Below are 17912 nucleotides of genomic sequence, written 5' to 3'. Positions count from 1 at the left end.
CATGAGGTCCTTAGCCGATTTCGAATTTAATAAAGTGCCGCTTTGCGATGGCATGATCCTGATTTCGGAGATGATCCGCGACGATTTTACGTCGCAGTACGTCTACGAAGAGCTGGAGAATCTGGTCAGCCTGGCGCGTGAAGAGATCAATCAGGCGCGCCCGCAGGACTGGCAATTAGAGAAGCTGCTTGAGCTTTTCTACGGCGAATGGGGTTTCTGCGACACGCGTGGCGTGTATCGTCTGTCTGACGCACTATGGCTGGATCAGGTCTTAAAAAATCGTCAGGGCAGCGCGGTTGCGCTGGGTTCCATTTTGCTGTGGGTCGCGCATCGTCTGGATATTCCACTGGTGCCGGTCATTTTCCCGACGCAGATGATCCTGCGAGCGGAGTGGCTGGACGGTGAGATGTGGCTCATCAATCCGTTTAACGGCGATACGCTGGATGAGCATACGCTGGACGTCTGGTTAAAAGGCAATATCAGCCCGGTTGCCGAGCTCTTTAATGAAGATCTCGACGAGGCGGATAACGCCGAGGTGATCCGTAAACTGCTGGATACGCTGAAATCTGCGCTGATGGAAGAGCGTCAGATGGAGCTGGCATTACGTGCCAGCGAAGTGCTGCTGCAGTTTAATCCGGAAGATCCGTACGAAATCCGCGATCGCGGGCTGATTTATGCCCAGCTTGATTGCGAGCATGTGGCGCTGAACGATCTGAATTATTTCGTTGAGCAATGCCCGGAAGACCCGATCAGCGAAATGATTCGTGCGCAGATCAACGCGATCTCGCACAAACAAATTACACTGCATTAATCTTAATTCCGATTCACACCTGAATAAGGCGATCCTATGAAACAAAAAGTGGTTAGCATTGGTGATATCAACGTGGCAAACGACCTGCCGTTCGTGCTGTTTGGCGGTATGAACGTGCTGGAATCCCGTGATCTCGCGATGCGTATCTGCGAGCACTACGTGACCGTGACCCAAAAACTGGGTATCCCGTACGTGTTTAAGGCCTCTTTTGACAAAGCCAACCGTTCCTCCATTCACTCTTACCGTGGCCCGGGCCTGGAAGAGGGGATGAAAATTTTCCAGGAACTGAAACAGACCTTTGGCGTGAAAGTGATCACCGACGTGCACGAAGCTTCTCAGGCGCAGCCTGTTGCGGACGTTGTCGACGTTATCCAGCTGCCGGCGTTCCTGGCGCGTCAGACGGACCTGGTGGAAGCGATGGCGAAAACCGGCGCGGTCATCAACGTGAAGAAACCTCAGTTCGTGAGCCCTGGCCAGATGGGTAACATCGTCGATAAATTTATCGAAGGCGGCAACGACAAAGTGATCCTGTGTGACCGTGGCGCAAACTTCGGTTACGACAACCTGGTCGTTGATATGCTCGGCTTCAGCGTGATGAAGAACGTGTCCAACCAGTCTCCGGTCATCTTCGATGTGACCCATGCGCTGCAGTGCCGCGACCCGTTTGGTGCAGCTTCTGGCGGCCGCCGTGCGCAGGTCACCGAGCTGGCGCGCGCCGGTATGGCGACTGGCCTGGCCGGTCTGTTCATTGAAGCACACCCGGACCCGGACAACGCGAAGTGCGACGGCCCGTCCGCATTGCCGCTGGCTAAACTGGAGCCGTTCCTGAAACAGATCAAGGCGATTGACGATCTGGTGAAGAGTTTCGACGAGCTGGATACCAGCCACTAATAAAAAAACCCGCTTCGGCGGGTTTTTTTGGGCTATTCCTCTCCCGATGGAAGAGGTGTCGGGTGTGGCCTCAGAGCCTCACCGAACAACGCTTAGGCAAATATCGTCATCAGATAGGCCACAAACAGCGCCATGTGCGCCGCGCCGTTCAGCACGTTGGTGCGCCCGGTCGAGAAGGATATCTGACACAGCAGCAGTGAAGCCACCATCACAATCATCTCTGGCGCACCCAGCGCGAACTGCAACTCGTTACCGGTCATAAAGGCAATCAGCGTCACTACCGGCACGGTGAGTGAGATTGTCGCCAGGACCGAGCCAAAGAACAGATTCATTGCGCGTTGCACCTGATTGTTCAGCACCGCCCTCAACGCCCCCAGACCCTCAGGCGACAGGATAAGTAGCGCCACCAGGAAACCGGTAAACGCGACCGGGGCATTCAGCTCGGTTAACAGCGTCTCCAGCGGGTTGGCGTTCATTTTGGTCACGGCGATAACCGCAATCAGATGTACGATCAGCCAAACCGTATGCCACGCGCTGCTGTGAGCCGACGGCTTACCGTGATGCGGGTCGTCGCCATCATCTTCATGTTCATAGACGAACAGGCTCTGGTGCGTTTTGGTCTGAATCAGCAGGAACACGCCGTACATGGCTGCGGAAATCAGCGCAACCAGCAGCGCCTGACCGGTTGAGAAGTTGGCCCCCGGCAATGCCATCGGGAAGACCAGCACAATAATTGCCAGCGGGAAAAGGGCAATCAGATACTGTTTTATGCCGAACAGATTCATGTACTGGGTCGCAAATTTGCGGCCGCCCAGTAACAGTGAAAAGCCCACCAGACCACCTGTCACAATCATAATGATGGAGTAGAGGGTGTCACGCATCAGGGTCGGTGCGGCGTCACCGGTCGCCATCAGCGCGGAAATCAGGCTGACTTCGAGGATAACCACCGAAAGGCTGAGAATTAGCGAGCCGTAAGGCTCACCCAGGCGATGGGCTAATACGTCCGCATGGCGAACGACGCTAAAGGCGCTGGTTAAGATACCCACCAGAGCAAGAATATTGATACCAACTACCACTGGCAGTGACTGACTGCTTCCCCAGAAGAGCAGCACAGCCAGTGCCAGGACCGGGAAAATGAGTGATGTCTCCTTGTGGCGGGTCTTCACCGCCTCGTGTGCTGCTGTCATGTGCTTCTCCATCAATGCAGGTGCTTGTAATTATAGATAGAATTTTCGGTCATTAACTTAACAGATCTCTGTTAAATACCCTTGATTTTTTACTCAATTTTACTGTTTGTAATGTTTTGGCTTTGGGGTGTCAATAACGTAACGTGTTCTGTAATTAATCCTTTAATAACATAATATTAAAATTATCATTTATGCATAATTCTCAATTGACTGGCACCCTGCCGTATCGTCGTCCACACTTATCTCTTTAACCAAAAGAGGGGTTAGCGATGCCATATAAAACGAAACGCGAATTACCAGACAGCGTGCAACACGTATTGCCCGCGCACGCGCAGGATATCTACAAAGAGGCCTTTAACAGCGCCTGGGAACAGTACAAAGATAAAGAAGATCGACGTGATGATGCCAGCCGTGAAGAGACCGCGCACAAAGTCGCCTGGGCCGCAGTAAAACATGAATATGAGAAAGGAGACGACGATAAATGGCATAAAAAGAAATAGCCGTGAAATCATTCGCTGCCTTCGTTTTGACTTTTCAGGCGGTTGAACTTCCGTTGTATTGCAACTGGCCCGTGAATTGCTTATCGTTACTCAACTGCTGGCAAAATGACCAGCACACAATGCCGGGAAGGCGGATTACAGATGTCGCAAGGAAGCATGCAGTGGCGGAGGTGGAAAGTGTTAACGCGTGATTTCTTAATGAAGGCAGATTGTAAGACGGCATTTGGTGCTATTGAGGAATCGCTTCTCTGGTCAGCTGAACAACGTGCGGCGTCGCTCGCTGCCACGCTGGCGTGCCGCCCGGATGATGGCCCGGTATGGATTTTTGGCTACGGTTCGCTGATGTGGAACCCGGCTCTCGAATTTGTCGAATCGGCAACAGGCACACTTCCTGGCTGGCATCGCGCATTTTGTTTGCGCCTGACGGCCGGTCGAGGTAGCGCGTGTCAGCCTGGACGCATGCTTGCACTAAAAGAGGGCGGACGCACCACGGGGGTGGCCTACCGCCTGCCGGATGCAACGCTGGAAGACGAACTGACGCTGCTGTGGAAGCGCGAGATGATCACCGGCTGCTATATGCCGAGCTGGTGCAAGCTGGAACTCGATGACGGACGTACCGTTAACGCGCTGGTGTTTATTATGGATCCGCGCCATCCGCTGTATGAAGCGGATACCCGCACGCAGGTCATTGCCCCGTTGATCGCTGCCGCCAGTGGGCCGCTGGGCACCAACGCGCAGTATCTCTTTTCGCTCGACCAGGAGCTGACCCGCCTCGGCATGAAGGACGATTGTCTGAATGAGCTGGTGGTGAAAGTGAAAGCGCTGCTGGAAGGGAACCCGCTGAATAATACGCTGCGTCCCGGTTTTGCCTGAGAATGCGCCCGGCTGCGTGAGCAGACCGGGCGTTTGTCTCTTATGCAGCAACGTAGCTTACGGAATGCTCCAGTGACTGGCTATGGCTGTCAATCAGGACATCCCACGTGCCGGTGTACGGCACGGTAAGCCATGCCTTGTCATCCTGCACGGTCAGGATATCCGCCTGCGAGTGTTGTTGTGCTTTCGAACTCATCAAATGAATGCGGCAGCGCTCAGAACACCGCACCACGACCGTATCCCCGCCAAACAATTTCAAACTTGTTTTTACCAGTGCCATTTTTTACCCCGTAGTCTTAAACAACGCTCTCCCTGCTGCCATATCCGAGCGTGATATTGTTCACAATTCACTCATGGCATAACACCAAAGGGGGAGGGTGAGGATGCTGACTTTGATCAAAAAATGGCGTAACGATTAAACAAAAATGACAAAATTCCTGAAAATTTACTCTGGCGCGCGTTTTGCCCGGTGAACGCGCGCCACCCTAACATTAAATGCGGAAATGCCCGGCAGTTTCAGCAAGGTCGCCCGCCTGGCTCTGCAGCGCGCCGGCTGCAGCGGCAGATTGCACCACCAGTTCGGCGTTCTGCTGAACCATTCTGTCCAGATGGGTCACCGCATGGTTAATCTCCTGGATGCCTTTCATCTGCTCGCTGGTGGCGATGGAGATTTCACGCATGATGCCCGACACGCTACCGATGCTGGAGCGGATTTCGTTCATGCTTTCCCCGGCCAGATGAACGTAGCGGGAGCCGGTGGCCACGCTGTTGGTGGTGGAATCGATAAGCGTTTTAATCTCTTTCGCCGCCTGCGCGCTGCGGCTGGCCAGATTACGCACCTCGCCGGCCACCACGGCAAACCCACGGCCTTGCTCTCCGGCGCGTGCGGCTTCCACCGAGGCGTTCAGCGCCAGGATATTGGTCTGGAAGGCAATCCCGTCAATCACGCTGGTGATGTCGCCAATCTTCGCGGAAGCCACTTCAATGGACTGCATGGTGTTGATGGCCTGAGATACCACCTCGCCGCCGCGAGCCGCCGCCGCAGAGGCCTTACTCGCCTGGTCATTGGCTTCAGCCGCAGACTCGTTCGACTGGGTTACTGACGCGGTGATCTCTTCCACGGCGCTGGCCGTTTCGCGAAGGCTGGAGGCGGCCTGCTCGGTACGCCCTGAGAGGTCCTGGTTACCTGCCGCAATTTCCCGTGCGGCGTTTTTCACCGATGCGCTGGCATCCCGCAGTTGTACCATCACCACCGAGAGCTTGTCGCTGAAGGCGTTAAACGCCTGCGCTATCTGCGCCACTTCGTCATCGCCGCTGTCCGGCAGGCGTTGCGACAGATCGTTAGTGCCGTTCGCAATGTTATGCATCGCATCGCGAATGTCAGACAGGCGCTTCAGCAGACGCGCAATCAGGAAGTGAACAATGGCGCCGCTGAGTAAGGCCAGGATCACCAGCGAGATGGCCGAGGCTTTCAGCAGCGAGCGCATTCCGGAGGTGGCATCGCCTGTGTCCAGGGCAACAACCAGCATCCAGTTCGTGCCCGGCACGGCGGTTGCCACGAAGGTTTTTTCGGCGCCATTGAAGGTCCCGTTTACCGGGTTTCCGCTTTTCAGCGCCGCAAAGTCGATGCCTTTGAGGGTTTCGGCGAACGGTTTAAGCGTCAGGGCAGGGTCGCTGGCGGCAATGACGGTGCCATCGCTATTCAGCAGCAGCCCGCTGCTTGCCGGGGTTGGGTGGATCCCGCGCACGTTAGCAACCACGCTGTCCATCGCCACATCGCCAGCCACCACGGCTTTCAGGGTACCGTTTTCTTTCACCGGCACGGCAAACGTCACCACCAGTTTTCCACTACCGGCGTCAACGTAAGGCGCGGTCACGACCGGGCTATCCTGGCTTACGACCTGCTGATACCAGGGACGGATCGTGGGGTCATAATCTGCCGGTACGCCCGCTGGTTCAGAGAATTTCGCCGTTTTGCTGGCATAGCCAACATAGACGTTAGTGAACCCACCCGCCTGGGCAAGCTGTTTAAAGACCGGAACCGGATCGTCACTGAGCGCAACGGTTTGTGCGGAGGCGATAACCGTCATTTTGCTCTTCACCCAGTCCGCAATCGCCATGTTATGGCTGGCGCTGGTGCTGGTCAGGATGTCGCGCTGTGACTGCTGGTTATCCTGGCGTGTGACCTGAAAATTGATGACAGTATTAAGAAGAAGGGCGACGACCAGACAACCTGTCGTCGCGGCAATGATGCGTGCACGAATGGATCTGAACATAAGTGAAATACCTGCTGTGTTGTTTCCATGCCTATCGGCAACCCTGCAGGTAAACTTGATGCTGAAACCGCGTCCATAAGAAAATAATATTTTTACGGGTTTATTATTAAAAAGTTAATACTTTATCGGCGCGCAGAGTCCACTCGGCCAGTTCAACGAGCGTGCCGATTTCCACACCTTCAATCAGCGGTAATCCGGTGATGCCGCGCCCGTCGGTGCAGGTCTTGCACAGTTTGACCGGAACGTTTTGCGCGGTCAGGATCTCCAGCATCTGCTGGATGTTGTAACCTTCTGCCGGTTTTTGTCCCTTCAGCCCGGCGGTGACCGCATCCGACATTAAAAAGAGCCGTAACTCCAGTTCACTCTCTTTATCACGTAGCGCGATCGCCAGGCGCAGGCTGTTAAAAAGGGATTCGCTGCCGTAAGCCGCACCGTTGGCGACGATAACAATCTTTTGCATGTTGACTCCTGTTCTTTTAAAGGCACGAATATTGCTTAGCTATCCAGGGTTTCGCTGTCCGGGAGAGTAAGCATGACATTAATGGCTGGCATTTCGCCAGGTGCGACCGAATGGCTCCAGCGTGCAAGGTCGATGCGCCGGGAGCAACTGAGCAGGCTGGCACAGCTTGGCGTGCTGGTTAACGCCATCAGCCTGCTGGTGCATATGCTGCAGTGCGAGCGTGGAGCCTCTAACGTCTGGCTCTGCTCACAGGGTAAGCTGTACGCTGCCGAATGCAAAGCGAGCCGGGCGCTGGTGAATGAGAACCTCACTGCGCTTTATGACGTTCTGGATAATCACTCCCCGTTCCAGGGCAGCGGCGTGTGCGAACGTATAGCCGGCGCGCTGCTCAGTCTGGATAACCTGTCAGCCCTTCGTGACGGCGTTATTCAGCAAACCATCACGGCCCCGCAGGCGATGGATCACTATTGTCGCATCCTGCGTCATCTGCTCAGTATCGTACCGCAGCTTAATGACAGCATTGACGATCCGCAAATCGCAGGCCGTTTTGTCGCGCTTTATAGCCTGATGCAGGGTAAAGAGCTGGCGGGACAAGAGCGGGCGCTGGGCGCCATTGGCTTCACGCAGGGCTATTTTGACGATGGCATCCGTCAGCGGCTGGTGGACCGGATTGACGGACAGCAGGCCTGCTTCGAGATTTTCATGACCCACAGCACGGCGGATGTGCAAACCACCTTTTCCCAGAATTGCCAGCCTGACCGTGAGACGGAGCAACTGAGGCGCCTGGCCTGTACCCGCCAGCCAGCCGCTGACAATGGCCATACCGCGCTGGCCTGGTTTGCTCTGCAAACGGCACGCCTTGAGCATCTGCGCACCCTGGAGGAGATGGTTATTGCCGATCTGATGATCGCGGTGGACGAGCGTATCCATCGACAGGAGGAGTACACGCTCCCGGCTGAGGAGCAGGACGATCCGCTGGCCTCTTACCCGGATAAGCCCTTGTTAACCCTGGTTCGCCAGCAGGCGCGCGAGATAGAACAGCTTTCCCGTCAGCTTGCGTCACTGCGCGATACGCTCGAAGAGCGCAAAACCATCGATAAAGCGAAAAGCGTACTGATGACCCATCAAAAGATGAGTGAGGAACAGGCATGGACGGCGCTGCGTAAAATGGCGATGGACAAAAATCAGCGCATGGTAGATATCGCCCGCGCGCTGCTCACCGTGAAGAGCTTGTGGCAGGTAACCCCTAAGGAGTAGCTGCACAATCAGTGGGCATTTAGTGCCTGATTGAGGTGCGCGGTCGTGGAGAAATCCCGGTAAACGCCCGGAAAACAGGGCAGTAAAACCTGGCATTCTCTTTGCATTATCTGATTAACCATTTTTGACGGTGCGCCAACGGCGGTGCATCTGTCTTCGGGATAAAGGCGTCCAGCGGTGCTTCGGCACGGGTGGGCGCTTTTTTTTGTCTTTTTTTCAGGAGTGGTCATGGCGGATTTGTCGAGACGGCGGTTTTTACAGGCCAGCATGCTGGCGAGCGGCGCCATGTTGTTACCGGGTGTCATGCAGGCCGCGTGGGCGGCAGGCTCGGATAAACCGGAGCAGGAGACGGTGCGCATCGGGTTTATACCGTTAACCGACTGCGCGCCGGTGGTTATCGCGGCGCTGAAGGGGTTTGATAAAAAATATGGCATCACCATCGTGCCAACCAAAGAGGCAAGTTGGGCAGCCGTGCGCGATAAGCTGGTGGCCGGCGAACTGGACGCCGCCCACATTCTTTACGGCCTGCTGTACGGGCTGGAGCTGGGGCTTGCCGGTAAGCCACAGCAGATGGCAAACCTGATGACCCTGAACCAGAACGGTCAGGCCATCACGCTCTCCAGCGATCTGGCAGAGAAGGGCGTTCGCGATCTTGACGGGCTGAAAACGCTGATTGGGCAGCAGGCACCCGGCACTTACACCTTCGCACACACTTTCCCGACCGGTACGCATGCGATGTGGCTGTACTACTGGCTGGCCAGCGCGGGCATTAATCCGTTCGAAGACGTCCGGACCGTGGTTGTGCCGCCGCCGCAAATGGTGATGAACATGCGGATTGGCAACATGGTCGGCTTTTGCGTTGGTGAGCCGTGGAATGCGCGCGCCATTAACGACCGCATCGGGTTTACCGCCGCAACGTCCCAGTCGATCTGGGCCGATCATCCGGAAAAAATTCTTGGCACACGTCGCGACTGGGTGGAGAAAAACCCGAACACCGCGCGGGCGCTGGTGAGTGCGGTACTGGAAGCCGCACGCTGGATCGATGCATCACCAGACAACAAACGTGAGACCGCCCAAATCCTCGCTCGCCGGGCGTGGCTGAACACCAAAGAGCAGTATCTCACCGGACGGATGCTGGGAGAGTACGACAACGGGCTTGGCCAGCGCTGGCAGGATGCGCATCCGATCCGTTTCTTCAACGAGGGAGCCGTCAGCTATCCGTACCTCTCCGACGGGATGTGGTTTTTAACCCAGTTCCGCCGCTGGGGCTTGCTCAAATCGGCGCCGGATTATGCCGCCATCGCGCAGCGCATTAACCAGACCTCGGTCTGGCAGGATGCCGCCACGGCGGTGGGAGGCATATCCACCCCGTCATCACCGTATCGCAGCAGCACCCTGATGGACGGTACCGTCTGGAACGGTACCGATCCGGACGGATACGCCAACCGCTTCGCTATTCACCGTAAAGGGGCCTGATTATGCAGCATCTGCACAGCACGAAATCGAAATACGAGACGCCGGCGAGCGGGGAAGTGATTACCCTCCCTCCGGTACAGGTTCGCCGCCGCGCACCAACGTTCACGCGACGGATGAATGACCTTCTGCAGCGCGTGATCCCGGCGCTGCTGGGGCTCGGGTTACTGGTGTTGCTCTGGCAGCTGGCCGCGATCAACAGCAAAGGGTTCCCGACGCCGCTCAGCACGCTGGATTCCGCATTAACGCTCTTCGCTGACCCGTTTTACCGCGACGGGCCAAACGATATGGGTATCGGCTGGAACGTGCTCGCTTCGCTGCAGCGCGTGGCGGTGGGCTTTGGTCTGGCGGCGCTCGCGGGGATCCCGCTCGGTTTCCTGATCGGTCGCTTCACCTTTTGCTCGCGCATGTTCAGCCCGTTGATTGCACTGTTACGCCCGGTCAGTCCTTTAGCCTGGCTGCCTATCGGCCTGCTGCTGTTCCAGAAAGCGGAGCCCGCCTCCAGCTGGACCATTTTTATCTGCTCAATATGGCCAATGGTGATTAACACCGCCGAAGGGGTACGTCGTATTCCGCAGGATTACCTTAACGTTGCCCGCGTGCTGCAGCTCTCCGAGTGGACCATCATGCGGCGGATCCTCTTCCCGGCCGTGCTGCCCGCGGTGCTGACCGGGGTTCGCCTCTCTATTGGCATCGCCTGGCTGGTCATTGTCGCCGCCGAGATGCTCACCGGTGGGCTGGGGATCGGCTTCTGGATCTGGAATGAGTGGAACAACCTCAACGTCGAAAACATTCTCATCGCCATCGTCATCATTGGCGTGGTCGGGTTGCTGCTGGAGCAGGGGCTGATGCTGATCGCCCGTCGCTTTAGCTGGCAGGAAAAATAAGGAGCGAAGATGAAACCATTAATTCAGGTCCAGGCCGTGAGCCAGCGTTTTTCTACCGCCAGCGGCGAGTTTCTGGCGCTGCAGAACGTCTCTTTTGATATTCACGAAGGCGAAACCGTGAGCCTGATTGGCCACTCCGGGTGCGGCAAATCGACGTTGCTGAACCTGATTGCCGGGATCACCCTGCCGACCGAAGGTGGGCTGATTTGCGATAACCGCGAAATCGCCGGGCCAGGACCAGAGCGTGCGGTGGTGTTTCAGAACCATTCTCTGCTGCCGTGGCTCACCTGCTTCGACAACGTTGCGCTGGCGGTGGATCAGGTCTTTCGCCGCACCATGAGCAAGGCGGAGCGCAAGGAGTGGATTGAACACAACCTCGATCGCGTCCAGATGGGGCATGCCCTGCATAAACGGCCTTCGGAAATCTCCGGCGGCATGAAACAGCGCGTTGGCATTGCCCGTGCGCTGGCGATGAAGCCGAAGGTCCTGCTGATGGATGAACCGTTTGGCGCGCTGGATGCGCTCACGCGCGCGCATCTGCAGGACTCGGTGATGCAAATCCAGCAGGCGCTGAACACCACCATCGTGCTTATCACCCACGATGTGGACGAGGCCGTGCTGCTCTCTGACCGGGTACTGATGATGACTAACGGCCCGGCGGCCACCGTCGGCGAGGTGCTGCACGTTGACCTGCCTCGCCCGCGCAATCGGGTTCAGCTGGCGGACGATAGCCGCTATCACCATATGCGTCAGCAGATCCTCCATTTCCTCTATGAAAAACAGCCTAAAGCGGCGTAACGGAGGCGGTGATGCGACTGATCGTTATCGGTAATGGGATGGCCGCAACACGGCTGATTGCCTCGCTGACCGAGCGTGCGCCCGGTCGCTTTACGATCACCGTGTTTGGCGAGGAGTCGGAACACGCTTACAACCGCATCATGCTCTCGCCGGTACTGGGCGGGGAAAAACAGGCGCAGCAGATTCGCCTGCAGGATGACGCCTGGTATCACGCACGGGGTGTGACGGTACGACGGGGCGAAAAGGTGCTCTCCGCGGATGTTGAGAAACGCGAGGTCCATACCACAGCAACCACGCTGGCCTGGGACGAACTGGTTTTTGCCACCGGGTCGACGCCTTTTGTCCCCCCCATTCCGGGCGGTGACGCTCCGCATGTGTTCACCTTTCGTACGCTGGCCGATATCCGCGCGATTCAGGAGAACCCGGGGCCAGCTGTAGTGCTGGGCGGTGGGGTGCTCGGCGTCGAGGCCGCTGCGGCACTGGCCCGCTCTTGTGACAACGTCACGCTGGTGCATCGTGGTGCCTGGCTGATGGAACAGCAGCTCGATCGCCAGGCAGGCGTTTTGCTTGAAGAGGCGCTGGCGGAGCGCGGCGTTCGCTGCGAACTGTCATCGGGAATGACCGCCATTGCGGCGGATGCCGTGACGTTACACAACGGACGCAAGATTAACGCCTCTCGCGTGGTGCTGGCGACCGGCGTGCAGCCCAATGTCGCACTGGCAAAAGCCAGCGGCATTCACTGTGCCCGCGGCATTGTGGTTAACCACCAGATGCAGACCTCAGTCCCGGCGATCAGCGCCATTGGTGAGTGCTGTGAAATCGACGGCCAGACGTTCGGCCTGGTCGCACCTTGCCTGGCGCAGGCAGATATCCTCGCCGCCCGGCTGGCTGGGGAGGCTAGCACGCCATTTGCCCTGACCGACAGCGGCATGCGCCTCAAAGTACCCGGTGTGGAGCTGTTCAGCGCCGGGCGAGCAGAGGTTCTGCCGGACGATGTGGTCTGGAGCGCCTGGGATCCGCTGACCCGTCACTATCGCCGTTTGTTACTGCATCGCGGTGCGCTTGCTGGCGTGCTGCTGATGGGGGATTGCCGCAACGCGGCAACATTCACCGATTTACTGGCAACGGCTGCGCCCGCCCACGCGGACTGGCTGTTCAATCGATTCACTACGCAACCGCAGGTTGCAGGACAAAACGCTATGACAAAACCTACGCTGGTGGTGGTTGGACACGGTATGGTCGGTCATCATTTTCTCGAAGACTGTGTGAAGCGCAATTTGCACCGGCAGTACCAGATTATCGTTTTTGGCGAAGAGCGCTATGCCGCCTACGATCGTGTGCATTTGTCAGAGTATTTTGGCGGACGAAGCGCAGAATCGCTCTCACTGGTGGACGGTGATTTCTTTGCTGAACACGGCATTGAGCTTCGCCTCTCGCAGCAAATTGTGAGTATCGATCGCGACGCACACGTCGTGCGTACCGCCAGTGGGCATGAAACCCACTGGGACAAACTGGTGCTGGCGACCGGCTCGTACCCGTTTGTGCCTCCGGTACCGGGCAGCACGCTGCCGGGCTGCTTTGTTTACCGTACGCTGGACGACCTGGATAACATCGCCGCGCAGGCAAAGCAATCCCGTCGCGGGGTGGTCATTGGCGGTGGCCTGCTGGGACTGGAAGCTGCGAATGCCCTGAAACAGCTGGGCCTGGAAACGCACGTCGTGGAGTTTGCGCCACACCTGATGGCGGTACAACTCGACAACGACGGCGCGGCCATGCTGCGCAAAAAGATCGAAGCGCTTGGCGTGGGCGTTCACACCAGCAAAGCCACCACCGACATCGTCTCTGCGAACGGCGGGCTGGTGATGCGCTTTGCGGACGGCGAACAGCTGGAAACTGACATCGTGGTCTTCTCTGCAGGTATTCGCCCGCAGGATGCACTGGGGCGCAGCAGTGGCCTGGTGACCGGAGAGCGCGGCGGGATTTGCATTGATAACCAGTGCCAGACTTCCGATAAAGACGTGTTCGCTATCGGCGAATGTGCGCTGTGGGAGGGTAAAATTTTTGGCCTGGTCGCCCCGGGTTATCAGATGGCGCGGGTGGCATCGGCCACGCTGGCGGGAGAGGCGAGCGCCTTTACCGGGGCTGACATGAGCACCAAACTGAAGCTGCTGGGGGTAGATGTGGCCTCGTTTGGCGATGCCCATGGAAGAACACCCGGCGCGCTTAGCTATCAATGGACGCATGGTCCGCAGCAAATCTATAAAAAGATCGTGGTCAGTGAGGACAATAAAACCCTGTTGGGCGGCGTACTGGTGGGGGATGCCAGCGAATATGCGACCCTGGTGCAGATGATGCTCAACGGCATAGCGTTGCCCAAAGAGCCTGAAACGCTGATTTTACCTTCCTTCGCCGGGAGCGCGCCAAAAGCCCTCGGCGTGGCGGCACTGCCTGACAGTGCGCAGATCTGCTCCTGCCATAACGTCAGCAAAGGTGATATCTGCCAGGCGGTAAGTGCCGGTGCCGCGGATATTGGAGCCCTAAAACAGTGCACCAAAGCCGCGACCGGTTGCGGAGGATGCAGCGCGCTGGTGAAACAGGTGATGGAGTACCAGCTTGCGGAGCAGGGCGTGGAGGTGAAAAAGGACATCTGCGAACACTTCCCGTGGTCGCGTCAGGAAATCTATCACCTGGTGCGCGTCAATCATATTCGTACCTTCGACCAGCTTATCAGCCGTTACGGGCAGGGGCACGGTTGCGAAATCTGTAAACCGCTGGTGGGATCAGTGCTCGCCTCCTGCTGGAATGAGTACCTGCTGAAACCGGCACATCTGCCGCTGCAGGACACCAACGACCGTTATTTTGCCAATATTCAGAAAGACGGGACGTACTCCATCGTGCCCCGGATGCCTGCAGGGGAAGTGTCGGCCGACGGCTTGATAGCTATCGGCCAGATCGCCAAACGCTATCAGCTGTACAGCAAAATCACGGGCGGACAGCGTATCGACCTCTTTGGCGCCACGCTCGACCAGCTGCCGGCGATCTGGCAGGCGCTGGTGGAGGCCGGATTTGAGACCGGTCACGCGTACGGTAAATCCCTACGCACGGTGAAATCCTGCGTCGGGTCGACCTGGTGCCGCTATGGCGTGCAAGATTCCACGCGTCTCGCGGTCACGCTTGAGCACCGCTATAAAGGCTTACGCGCGCCGCACAAAATTAAAATGGCCGTGTCCGGTTGTACCCGTGAATGTGCGGAGGCTCAGAGCAAGGACGTGGGCGTCATTGCGACCGACAAAGGCTGGAACCTTTATCTCTGCGGTAACGGCGGCATGAAACCGCGCCATGCGGATCTCTTTGCCAGCGATCTGGATGACGAGACGCTGATCCGCACCGTCGACCGTTTCCTGATGTTCTACATCCGCACGGCGGATCGCCTGCAGCGTACCAGTACGTGGATGGACAATCTGGAAGGGGGGATCGACTACCTGCGCGAGGTGATTCTTCACGACAGCCTGGGCATTGCGCACGAGCTGGAACAGGAGATGGCTCGCGTGGTGGAAACCTACCAGTGTGAATGGCAGACCACGCTTAACGATCCGAGCCGTCTGGCGCTGTTCCGTACCGAAGTGAACCGTCAGCCGGTGGAGGAGAATAAACGCTGGCAAGCGGTCTGCGCTATCGATGAGATCCCTGAGCAGGCGGGGATCGGCGCCCGGCTGGGGCGAAAACCGATTGCGCTTTTCCGCTTTGGTCAATCTGTCTATGCCCTCGACGACCTCGAGCCGGGCAGCACAGCAAACGTGCTTTCACGCGGCATTCTCGGCGATGCTGCCGGCGAGCCGGTGGTCATCTCTCCGATCTATAAGCAGCGTATCCGTCTGCGCGACGGCTGTCAGGCCGATAACGGGGAACCTGCGGTGCGCGCCTGGCCGGTGAGAATAGAAAACGGTCAGGTGTGGGTCGGGAACGACGCGCAGATCTTGCGTGCGGAGGCGTCATGAATGAAACCCGAACGACGTGCCCTTACTGCGGGGTGGGCTGCGGCGTGATCGCAACGGTAGAGGGTGAGAAGGTTACCGTGCGCGGAGATGAACGCCATCCCGCCAGTTTTGGACGCCTGTGCGTTAAAGGCTCGGCATTAGGCGAAACGACCGGTCTGCAGGGGCGACTGCTGCACCCGGTGGTCGACGGGCAGGAGGTGGAATGGTCCCGGGCGCTGGCGGCGGCAGGTGAACGGCTGCAGACCATCATCGACACCTGGGGACCGCAGGCGGTGGCGTTTTACGCCTCCGGCCAGCTGTTGACCGAGGACTATTACGCCGCCAATAAGCTGATGAAAGGGTTTATCGGTGCGGCAAACATTGATACCAACTCGCGGCTCTGTATGTCGTCCGCGGTGACGGGCTACAAGCGCGCGTTTGGTGAAGATGTGGTGCCGTGTAGCTATGAGGATGTGGAAAACAGCGATCTGGTGGTGCTGGTCGGGTCGAATGCGGCATGGACCCATCCGGTGCTGTATCAGCGGCTGGTACAGGCGCGCCAGAACAACCCTGCGATGAAAGTTGTGGTTATCGATCCGCGCAAAACGGCCACCTGCGATATTGCTGACCTGCATCTGGCGCTTACGCCCGGCAGTGACGCCGGGCTGTTTGTCGGTTTACTCAATCTGATTCAGGGAACCGACGCGTGGCCCATCGCCCAGGTGGCTGAGTTTTGTGGGCTCTCAACCGAGGACGTGGGGACCTTCTACGACTGGTTTGTGACTGCGCCGCGGGCCATCACGCTCTACACCATGGGCATTAATCAGTCCTCAAGCGGCAGCGACAAGTGTAATGCCATCATCAACGTTCATCTGGCCAGCGGAAAATTCGCCCGTCAGGGTTGCGGACCGTTTTCGCTGACCGGACAGCCTAACGCGATGGGGGGGCGGGAGGTGGGTGGGCTGGCGAACCAGCTTGCTGCTCACATGAATTTCGAGCCGGAGTCTCTTTCGCGGGTGGCGCGTTTCTGGGGGACGGAAAGACTGGCCCAGACGCCGGGCCTGATGGCGGTGGAGTTGTTTGATGCGATCGCCCGCGGCGAAGTGAAAGCGGTGTGGATCATGGGTACCAATCCTGCCGTCTCGCTGCCGGACAGCCACGCAGTGTGCCAGGCGCTGGAACATTGCCCGCTGGTGATTGTCTCCGAGGTGATGCAGGAGACCGACACCAGCCGCTATGCCCATATCCGCTTCCCGGTGCAGGCGTGGGGGGAGAAAGACGGTACGGTAACCAATTCCGAGCGGCGTATTTCGCGCCAGCGCGCCTTTTTGCCGGCGCCAGGCGAGACCAAACCGGACTGGTGGGTCATCGCCCGGGTGGCACAGGCGCTGGGCTATGGTGAAGCCTTCGCCTGGGAACATCCGCAGCAAATTTTTTGTGAGCATGCAGCGCTCTCGGCCTTTGAAAATGACGGTGCGCGGGCGTTTAACCTTCATGAACTGGCGTCACTTACCCGTGAGGAATGGGACCGACTTGAGCCTTATCAGTGGCCAGCGGGGGCCTTTGCGCGCCGGGAAATTGTGCCGGTAGAGCCTCAGCCACACGGTGCGGCAATAAACGCGCTATACCCGCTGATTCTCAATACCGGGCGTATCCGCGATCAGTGGCACACCATGACCCGGACGGGGTACGTCCCGAAACTGATGCAGCATAGTGCTGAGCCGTGTGTTGAGATCGACGCCGCCGATGCCATGCGCTTCTCACTGTACGACGGACAGCTGGCGCGCATTAGTTCTCCGCGTGGGGTGATGCTGGCAAGAGTACGTATCACTGACGGGCAGCGAGAAGGTGAGCTGTTTGTGCCAATGCACTGGAATGCCCAGTTTGCCCGCCAGGGGAAGGTGAATGCGCTGGTGGAAGGGCGCTGTGACCCGCTGTCCGGTCAGCCCGAGAGTAAACAGACGGCCGTCAGGATTATGCCCTGGCAGCCGGGCTGGCAGGGTGAGCTTTATGCCCGTGAACTGCCGGAGCTTCCCCCCTCTGTCTGCTGGTGGCGTAAAGTCTCACGTCTGACGGTGGCGGGGGATAAGCCGTTGCTGGCGTGGGTTATGCAGTACGCCAGTGAACGGGGCTGGCAGCTGCAGGTCGCGCAGACCAGCGAGCGCAGCAGCGTGCTGGCCTGGCATGACGGACAACTGATGCTCGGGTTCTGGGAAGGCACTGCGTTACCGACACTGGCGCACGCGGTAATTGAAGCCGCGTTTCGTTCACCTCCCGTGACGCTTGCTGAGCGCCACGCGTTGTTGAATGGACAGGGAACCGGGGACAGTGTCGATCCGGGCCGGATCATCTGCAGCTGTTTCAGCGTGGGGGAAACCGTCATACGCGAGGCGATTGGGGGAGGGTGTGACTCCGTCGCGGCGCTGGGTGCCAGGCTGCGCTGCGGAACGAACTGCGGCTCCTGTGTGCCTGAACTAAAAACAATGTTTCAGGATATTCCGGAAAATTCCTCTTAAGGCTGC

14 protein-coding genes are annotated in these 17912 nt (G+C 58.0%); 10 read left to right on the top strand and 4 right to left on the bottom strand.

Annotated elements, in window-relative coordinates:
• Nucleotide 1: 1 nt before the first annotated feature.
• Both sirB1 and kdsA read left to right on the top strand, forming a co-directional pair.
• Entirely contained in the window at nucleotides 2-811 is an 810-nt protein-coding gene (gene sirB1, locus HV242_RS12880; RefSeq protein WP_014170496.1) for an invasion regulator SirB1, read from the top strand.
• A gap of 36 nt (nucleotides 812-847) precedes the next feature.
• Nucleotides 848-1702 carry a 3-deoxy-8-phosphooctulonate synthase gene (gene kdsA, locus HV242_RS12875; protein WP_014170494.1) on the top strand — a complete coding sequence of 285 codons (855 nt, stop codon included), beginning with the start codon at nucleotides 848-850 and terminating at the stop codon, nucleotides 1700-1702.
• A gap of 92 nt (nucleotides 1703-1794) precedes the next feature.
• On the opposite strand, the gene chaA is transcribed toward kdsA, so the two are convergent.
• The gene (gene chaA / locus HV242_RS12870; RefSeq protein WP_020882349.1) at nucleotides 1795-2889 is read right to left on the bottom strand and encodes a sodium-potassium/proton antiporter ChaA; all 1095 of its coding nucleotides are present in this window, start codon (nucleotides 2887-2889) and stop codon (nucleotides 1795-1797) included.
• A 269-nt stretch (nucleotides 2890-3158) separates the two neighbouring features.
• Here chaA and chaB point away from each other — a divergent pair, with 269 nt between their 5' ends.
• The gene (gene chaB / locus HV242_RS12865; RefSeq protein WP_020882350.1) at nucleotides 3159-3389 is read left to right on the top strand and encodes a putative cation transport regulator ChaB; all 231 of its coding nucleotides are present in this window, start codon (nucleotides 3159-3161) and stop codon (nucleotides 3387-3389) included.
• 177 nt (nucleotides 3390-3566) lie between these two features.
• Complete coding sequence (locus tag HV242_RS12860) at nucleotides 3567-4262, top strand: gamma-glutamylcyclotransferase (RefSeq protein ID WP_020882351.1); 696 nt, start codon at nucleotides 3567-3569, stop codon at nucleotides 4260-4262.
• 40 nt (nucleotides 4263-4302) lie between these two features.
• On the opposite strand, the gene HV242_RS12855 is transcribed toward HV242_RS12860, so the two are convergent.
• The 3 genes from HV242_RS12855 to HV242_RS12845 form a co-directional block, all read right to left on the bottom strand.
• Complete coding sequence (locus tag HV242_RS12855; RefSeq protein WP_014170489.1) at nucleotides 4303-4542, bottom strand: DUF1883 domain-containing protein; 240 nt, start codon at nucleotides 4540-4542, stop codon at nucleotides 4303-4305.
• 211 nt (nucleotides 4543-4753) lie between these two features.
• On the bottom strand, nucleotides 4754-6538 hold the full coding sequence (locus HV242_RS12850) for a methyl-accepting chemotaxis protein (protein ID WP_044867054.1): 1785 nt from the start codon (nucleotides 6536-6538) through the stop codon (nucleotides 4754-4756).
• 106 nt (nucleotides 6539-6644) lie between these two features.
• Nucleotides 6645-6998, bottom strand: coding sequence for a DsrE/DsrF/TusD sulfur relay family protein (locus HV242_RS12845; RefSeq protein WP_020882353.1), 354 nt, complete (start codon nucleotides 6996-6998; stop codon nucleotides 6645-6647).
• Nucleotides 6999-7070: 72 nt separating this feature from the next.
• Here HV242_RS12845 and nasR point away from each other — a divergent pair, with 72 nt between their 5' ends.
• From nasR to HV242_RS12815, 6 genes are all read left to right on the top strand, one after another.
• Nucleotides 7071-8255, top strand: a complete 1185-nt coding sequence (gene nasR / locus HV242_RS12840; protein ID WP_050736927.1) for a nitrate regulatory protein NasR — start codon at nucleotides 7071-7073, stop codon at nucleotides 8253-8255.
• 228 nt (nucleotides 8256-8483) lie between these two features.
• The gene (locus HV242_RS12835; RefSeq protein ID WP_063858469.1) at nucleotides 8484-9731 is read left to right on the top strand and encodes a CmpA/NrtA family ABC transporter substrate-binding protein; all 1248 of its coding nucleotides are present in this window, start codon (nucleotides 8484-8486) and stop codon (nucleotides 9729-9731) included.
• Nucleotides 9732-9733: 2 nt separating this feature from the next.
• The gene (gene ntrB / locus HV242_RS12830; RefSeq protein ID WP_063858468.1) at nucleotides 9734-10615 is read left to right on the top strand and encodes a nitrate ABC transporter permease; all 882 of its coding nucleotides are present in this window, start codon (nucleotides 9734-9736) and stop codon (nucleotides 10613-10615) included.
• A 9-nt stretch (nucleotides 10616-10624) separates the two neighbouring features.
• On the top strand, nucleotides 10625-11413 hold the full coding sequence (locus tag HV242_RS12825; protein WP_014170481.1) for an ABC transporter ATP-binding protein: 789 nt from the start codon (nucleotides 10625-10627) through the stop codon (nucleotides 11411-11413).
• 11 nt (nucleotides 11414-11424) lie between these two features.
• A complete protein-coding gene (gene nirB / locus HV242_RS12820) occupies nucleotides 11425-15411 on the top strand; it encodes a nitrite reductase large subunit NirB (protein ID WP_074172487.1) in 3987 nt (1328 codons plus the stop codon).
• Nucleotides 15408-17906, top strand: a complete 2499-nt coding sequence (locus HV242_RS12815; protein WP_063858467.1) for a nitrate reductase — start codon at nucleotides 15408-15410, stop codon at nucleotides 17904-17906. The genes nirB and HV242_RS12815 overlap by 4 nt, the downstream gene beginning before the upstream one ends.
• Nucleotides 17907-17912: the final 6 nt, after the last annotated feature.

This window comes from Enterobacter sp. RHBSTW-00593 (genome assembly GCF_013784105.1).
Taxonomy (GTDB): domain Bacteria; phylum Pseudomonadota; class Gammaproteobacteria; order Enterobacterales; family Enterobacteriaceae; genus Enterobacter; species Enterobacter ludwigii.
The sequence above is the reverse complement of the archived record's forward strand: the minus strand, read 5'-3'. Positions and strand labels throughout refer to the sequence as shown.

Bases quoted from the DNA above. Each gene is read 5' to 3' on its own strand.
- sirB1 (WP_014170496.1), top strand. From the start codon at position 2: ATGAGGTCCTTAGCCGATTTCGAATTTAATAAAGTGCCGCTTTGCGAT.
- kdsA (WP_014170494.1), top strand. From the start codon at position 848: ATGAAACAAAAAGTGGTTAGCATTGGTGATATCAACGTGGCAAACGAC.
- chaA (WP_020882349.1), bottom strand. From the start codon at position 2,889: ATGACAGCAGCACACGAGGCGGTGAAGACCCGCCACAAGGAGACATCA.
- chaB (WP_020882350.1), top strand. From the start codon at position 3,159: ATGCCATATAAAACGAAACGCGAATTACCAGACAGCGTGCAACACGTA.
- HV242_RS12855 (WP_014170489.1), bottom strand. From the start codon at position 4,542: ATGGCACTGGTAAAAACAAGTTTGAAATTGTTTGGCGGGGATACGGTC.
- HV242_RS12850 (WP_044867054.1), bottom strand. From the start codon at position 6,538: ATGTTCAGATCCATTCGTGCACGCATCATTGCCGCGACGACAGGTTGT.
- HV242_RS12845 (WP_020882353.1), bottom strand. From the start codon at position 6,998: ATGCAAAAGATTGTTATCGTCGCCAACGGTGCGGCTTACGGCAGCGAA.
- nasR (WP_050736927.1), top strand. From the start codon at position 7,071: ATGACATTAATGGCTGGCATTTCGCCAGGTGCGACCGAATGGCTCCAG.
- HV242_RS12835 (WP_063858469.1), top strand. From the start codon at position 8,484: ATGGCGGATTTGTCGAGACGGCGGTTTTTACAGGCCAGCATGCTGGCG.
- ntrB (WP_063858468.1), top strand. From the start codon at position 9,734: ATGCAGCATCTGCACAGCACGAAATCGAAATACGAGACGCCGGCGAGC.
- HV242_RS12825 (WP_014170481.1), top strand. From the start codon at position 10,625: ATGAAACCATTAATTCAGGTCCAGGCCGTGAGCCAGCGTTTTTCTACC.
- nirB (WP_074172487.1), top strand. From the start codon at position 11,425: ATGCGACTGATCGTTATCGGTAATGGGATGGCCGCAACACGGCTGATT.
- HV242_RS12815 (WP_063858467.1), top strand. From the start codon at position 15,408: ATGAATGAAACCCGAACGACGTGCCCTTACTGCGGGGTGGGCTGCGGC.